General features: G+C 60.9%; 4 protein-coding genes and 1 tRNA gene. 2 read left to right on the top strand and 3 right to left on the bottom strand.

All coding sequences use genetic code 11. The features are described from left to right. A partial coding sequence (locus WCO56_28645; protein ID MEI7733572.1) for a hypothetical protein occupies positions 1-379 on the top strand: 379 nt, incomplete at its 5' end. A 1-nt stretch (position 380) separates the two neighbouring features. Here WCO56_28645 and WCO56_28640 read toward each other — a convergent pair. The 3 genes from WCO56_28640 to WCO56_28630 form a co-directional block, all read right to left on the bottom strand. Beyond that, positions 381-641: a hypothetical protein gene (locus WCO56_28640; GenBank protein ID MEI7733571.1), complete on the bottom strand. Its 261-nt coding sequence runs from the start codon at positions 639-641 to the stop codon at positions 381-383. 335 nt (positions 642-976) lie between these two features. Next, on the bottom strand, positions 977-1,690 hold the full coding sequence (locus tag WCO56_28635; protein ID MEI7733570.1) for a hypothetical protein: 714 nt from the start codon (positions 1,688-1,690) through the stop codon (positions 977-979). Positions 1,691-1,991: 301 nt separating this feature from the next. Beyond that, positions 1,992-2,084 (bottom strand) — tRNA-Ser (locus tag WCO56_28630). A 343-nt stretch (positions 2,085-2,427) separates the two neighbouring features. On the opposite strand from WCO56_28630, the gene WCO56_28625 reads away from it, so the two are divergent. Then, entirely contained in the window at positions 2,428-5,439 is a 3,012-nt protein-coding gene (locus WCO56_28625) for an NPCBM/NEW2 domain-containing protein (protein MEI7733569.1), read from the top strand. Positions 5,440-5,547 lie beyond the last annotated feature (108 nt).

Here is a 5,547-nt window from a genome sequence, read left to right as displayed (position 1 = left end):
AACCAAAACAGCTTACAGAAAAACGACTATGCTAACTCGTAAACTGGGGCTAGAGCAAATACTCAAAAACTCCGGTGTTGACGCCAAACTTGCGCCCAAAGGCCTTAGTGGCCATGATATTACCATCGCTGGGCAGCGATTCAGCCTTAAGACGCAAGCAGATAAAAACATCCTGGGTGGCGAGATTTGGATATCCAAGTTCATGGAACTGGGAAAGGGAATCTGGGGTGACAATCCGGCTGATTTGGGGACCACTCATCTTGGCAACCCAGCCCAGTTTTTGTTTCATGCTACACATAATCGGTTCCAGATAGAGCATCCTTCCGCTAGAAGTGGGGCATTCATAGCAACTCAGCAACCTGCGGTCGCAGAAGTTTAGGTCATATTTCAGGATCCTGACTGAGGAACATCGGTTGCTTCACGGGCAAAATCAGCTTCCAATTTCCCGCTCTTCCCCCAATAATGCGCTGCATCACGATATGAACAAAACCACGCACCTCGCCAACGGCCTTTCCCTCCGGGCGAACAAATGCCTTGAACTCGCAGGGGTTCCAGTCGAGAAAGAAGCCGTCTTCCACGCACTCAGGACTGGCGTCCTGTTCCCCTTCCTTCGCCCGGCACAATACGGGAAAACGACGCACCAGGAAGTTTGTCGTTGGGCCGGTCTCCCTGAGTCCTTCCTACCGCCAATCCGCGAAGTCCCGGTAAACATATATCCTGATAACGGCCTTTCTTACCGTGCGTGGCGCTGCCTTTGCCGCGCCGGCATTCCCATCACCAAAGCATCCGTCATGCAAGCCCTGACAACCGGAGCCCTTTGCCCAGGAAAACGCCCATACTCCTATGGAAAAACCACCCACGCTGACGTCTGTTGCTGGGTTGGCATTAATTCCACAACCCTCCAACCCCTCGCCAATCATTCCTAGGCCCCGCGATCTACCCGATCTTGGTCTTCGCCGTCTTGTTGTTCATTTCGTTACACCAAATCCGTTCCAAAATACGGATCCTTCCCCCAATTCACCGTCACTCCCTGGGCCACCAGGCCCGCATCTAAAATTCGCAGCCACTCCGCCTTGCACTGCGATGCCTCCCTTCGCACCGCATTCGCCTCATCCGCCAACCCCTCTTCATCCAGTATATCCGCCATCGTTTTCCATCGTTCAAGACACTCCTTATACGTCTGCTCCCGACCTTTCACCTCACTCTCCACCCGCAAACCCTGCTTGTGCTCCCGAATCTTGGAAAGCGCCCCACGCTCGACCTGTTGCACCAACTGGGATGATAGCCCCAGCACCTTCCCCGCGTCCGCTTGCGTCATCCGCAGCACCTTGTTGATTTCCCGGTGCAGCGTGCTCAACTCCCCGGTTTTCAATTTCAGTTTTTGCATCGCCGCCCGCTGCGACTTCTGCGAATTTTTCTTTCGGCATTCATCACACACCTCACGCCGGCGCAACATTCTCTCTGTGACCGCATACCCAAACGGTTTCCCGCACTGCGAACACGTCGCTGTCATCGGCAGCCCCGGGATGTGCAACTCCGCGATGAAAACCTCAGCGCGGGCGCAGGCCCTCCGCTTCCGCCTGACGCCACGCCTTACGGTGGGTGGTCCAAGCTCGACGCGCGTCAACTCCACCATGGGCAAATCCTGGATCTCCCTCACTACAAACCCAGCCTCCAGTTCGTCGCTCATGTTATGTTACCCCCCCCGTTTTTTCTCACGTTCAGTTTCCTTGATGGCGTTCACGATCCCAAACAAATCGCCATGCCGGGTAGCCCCCCGGCCAACGGAGCGGGCCAAAGCCGATAGCAGCGTGAATGGATTGAGCATAAATTTGATAGGCTCGCGACGGAAGGAAGAGTGGTACGATTCCCCAAAGCCAGTGGGAAAACACCAGGTTAAAGCATCCAAACGGAAGCAAAAATAACGGGGGAAAACTCTTTGAAAAGGGACACTAGCTACACTAACTATCAAAAAACCTCGGTAAAACAGTTGGCGGAAGGGGGGGGATTCGAACCCCCGGAACCAGTTGCCCAGTTCTCCTGATTTCGAGTCAGGTGCCTTAAACCACTCGAGCCACCCTTCCGCACTGAAAACGCGGTGCTATCATCCGCTACGTTTCATCAGGCGTTTTTTTCGCACGCATTCGGGTGGCTGGCAAGTTAATTCGACGAAGCCTAAAAACCAAGTCAGATCGGTTGCCACACTGCGTTTATCCGAATCTAAAAAAACGCCAATGCCGAAGGCGCGAAAATCGTTTTCACCGACGAGGCTTCGTTTCGACAAAGTCCCACCTTGCATCCCGTTCTATGTGCCTGCCAACCAAACACCCTGATGACTACTTCAAAAATCAGATATTTTGCCCTCCTGCTCCCCAGAAAGCTTGCCAAGGCGTCGCAAGCCGGTAAACTTTCCCCATTGTTCTCCGTATGAAATTGAATTACATCGCTTGGGTTGTTGGCGCGCTCACTGTCTGGACCGGGCAGGCTGCGGATGCGCCGTTTACTATTGAAAATGATTCTCTGAAGGTCATGGTTGCTCCCGCGACTGGTGCCTTTGAACTCAGGGAAAAGGTCAGTGGCCGCGTGGTGCTGCGCGATGGCCTTTGGGTGTCCGGGCAGGGGAAGGTGCAAGTCACCGCAGTTAAGGATCCCACGTTTGGCGCCGGGTCGGCCATTGAATCCGACGCCGGGAAAATCATGGTCTTCCCCAAGCTGCCGTTCGCGTTGTTCCGGGGTGTACTGCGTAACCCGGATGCCGCGCTGCGGGTCACCAATGCCATTCCGTTGTTGTCCTTCAACGTCGTGAAATCCGCGCCGGATGCACCCCAGATCACGCTGGGCACGGGCGGGTTGCTTGCGCCGGAGAAGAATCCCGGCAGTTACGCCTGGATGGCCGTGGCGAATCCGAAATCGCGCGAGGGCTTGGTCACGGGTTGGCTCACGCATGACCGCGCCAGCGGGGTGATTCTGGCCAGCGCCACCAACGATGCCCTGCGCCTGGAGGCGCGCGGCGAATATGGCCGCCTGCAAATCAAGCCGGGCCAGAGCGCCGAGACCGAGACGTTCGCGGTGGGTTGGTTTACCGAGACGACCCTCGGCCTGGAGGCCTGGGCGGACGCCGTCGCGCGTGTGTACCGCATCCAGCTCCCGCCGCAACCCAGCGGTTACTGCACGTGGTACAGCAGCCCGCACGGCGGCGCTTCGGATGCCCCGCATCTTGCCGAGCTTTCCGCCTTCGCCGCCACCAACCTCGCGCCGTTCGGCTTCTCCGTCGTGCAGATTGACGACAAGTGGCAGGCGGGCATCTCCTCCAACGGCCCGCGCCGCAACTTCACCATCAGCGATCCCAAGGGGCCTTACCCGGACGGCATGAAGGCCTCGGCGGATCAGATCAAATCCCTCGGGCTTGTGCCGGGCATCTGGTTCATGCCGTTCGCGGGCACGTATTACGATCCGTTCTTCAAGGAGCACCAGGATTGGTTCGTCAAGGACGCGCAGGGTCGGCCCTTTGAAACCCGCTGGGGCGGCACCTGCATGGACATGACCCACCCGGGCGCGCGCGAACACCTGCGCGGCCTCGTCCAACGCATCGCGCACGAATGGGGTTACCAATACTTCAAGATGGACGGCCTCTGGACCGGTACCGGCTCCCGCCTGATGTACGTCAACGACCTTTACAAAGACGACCATTTCGGCGAAGGCATCCTTTCCAATCCCGACAAAACCCACATCGAAGCCTTTCGCGATGGCCTGCGCCTCGTGCGCGAGACGGCTGGCCCCAAGATCTTCATCCTCGGCTGTTGCGCCCCGCAAAACATGCGCTCCTATGCCGGCGCGTTTGGCCTGGTGGACGCCATGCGCGTGGGGCCGGACAACGGCTCGAACTGGAAAGGCCTCCTGCGCGGGCCCATCTACGGCTCCCGCCAATACTTCCTGCACGGGCGCATCTGGTACAACGATCCCGACCCCGTGTACATCCGCCCGAGCGTCCCGCTGGCGCAGGCGCAACTCATCTGCTCCTGGGTGGCCCTGAGCGGCCAGCTCAACCTCAGCAGCGAATGGCTCCCGGCCATGCCCGCCGAGCGCCTCGACCTCCTGCATCGCACCATGCCGCCGCACGGACGCCCGGCCCGCCCGCTGGACCTCCTGGAAAACGATCCGCCCCGAATCTGGCTCCTGCGCGATGACACCGCCAACCCGCCGCGCCTCATCCTCGGCCTCTTCAATTGGGACGCCGACCAGCCGTTGCACCTTGAAATCCCCCTCGAACGCCTTGGCCTGCGCGGCGAAACCATCGCGGGCTTTGACTTCTGGGCCAACCGCTTCGTGGCCCCCGCCACCGGACGCCTGCTTTGCGACGTTCCGCCCGCCTCCTGCCGCATCCTCGCCCTGCGCCCGCTCACCGGACGCCCGCAACTTCTCAGCACCGCGCGGCACATCACCCAGGGCATCGTGGACGTCGCCGAAGAAACCTGGCAGACCGATACCCTCGCCGGGCGCAGCCGCGTCGTGGCCGGGGACCCCGGCGAACTCCGCGTGCTCGTCCCCGTGGGCGACCGCTCCTGGCAGGCGGTCAGCGCCGAAGCCGGTCCCGCCCGCCAGCCCTTGCCGGTGCGCCAGCGCGGCCCCGAAGTGCGCGTCACCCTTCCCGCCGGACCCGCCGGCGAACTCGCGTGGCGCATCCAATTCCGCCCCGGCCCGGTGCAGACGCCGCCGCCGACCCTCCCCACCGGCCTCAAAGCCACCGTCGGCTTCCAATCCGTCCACCTCATTTGGGACAAAGATGACAACCTCGACTACCAAATCCAGCGCACCCCCGGCGCGACCTCCCAAGTGGCCAGCGCCGAATTCACCGATGCCAGCCCGCAACCCGGCGCCGCCTACGAATACCGCGTCCTGGGCCGCAACGCCGCCGGGCAACCCTCTGCCCCCGCCGTCGTGCGCGTCGAAATCCCGCAGCGACCCACCCTGCCGCCCGTGCCGCCGCTGCCCGCCGTGCCGCTGGCCAAACTCAAACCCCTGAGCGCCACCACCGGCTGGGGCAAAGTCACCCCGAACCGCTCCTGCGCCGGCAAACCCCTCACCATCGGCGGCAAAACCTACGCCGAAGGCATCGGCGTCCACGCCCAATCCACCCTCGTCTATGCCATCCCCGCCGGGATGAAACACTTCGTCGCCGTCGCCGGCCTGGATGACGATAAAAAGACCGATCCCCGCCCCAGCGTCCGCTTCAAAATCTATGGCGACGTCAAAGAAATGGGCGAACCCCCGGTGCTCCTGGCCGAAAGCCCCCTGCTCAAGTGGGACGCCGAACACTACTGGCACTTCAACGTCGAACTCTCCGACCGCCACAAAGAAATCCGCCTCCTCGTCGAAGATGGCGGCGACGGCATCGCCGCCGACCACGCCGATTGGGCCAACGCCGGGTTTGGGAAGTAACCTCTCCCGTAGCCGCCGAAGTAATGAGGCGGATTCAGCGGGACGCCCCTTGACCGCTCCCGCAAAAATGACCCGCCGCGCAAGCCATCCGTCTCCTGACCTCGACGG

Source organism: Verrucomicrobiota bacterium, from assembly GCA_037139415.1.
Lineage (GTDB): Bacteria > Verrucomicrobiota > Verrucomicrobiia > Limisphaerales > Fontisphaeraceae > JBAXGN01.
This window is presented reverse-complemented; position numbering and strand designations above follow the sequence as displayed.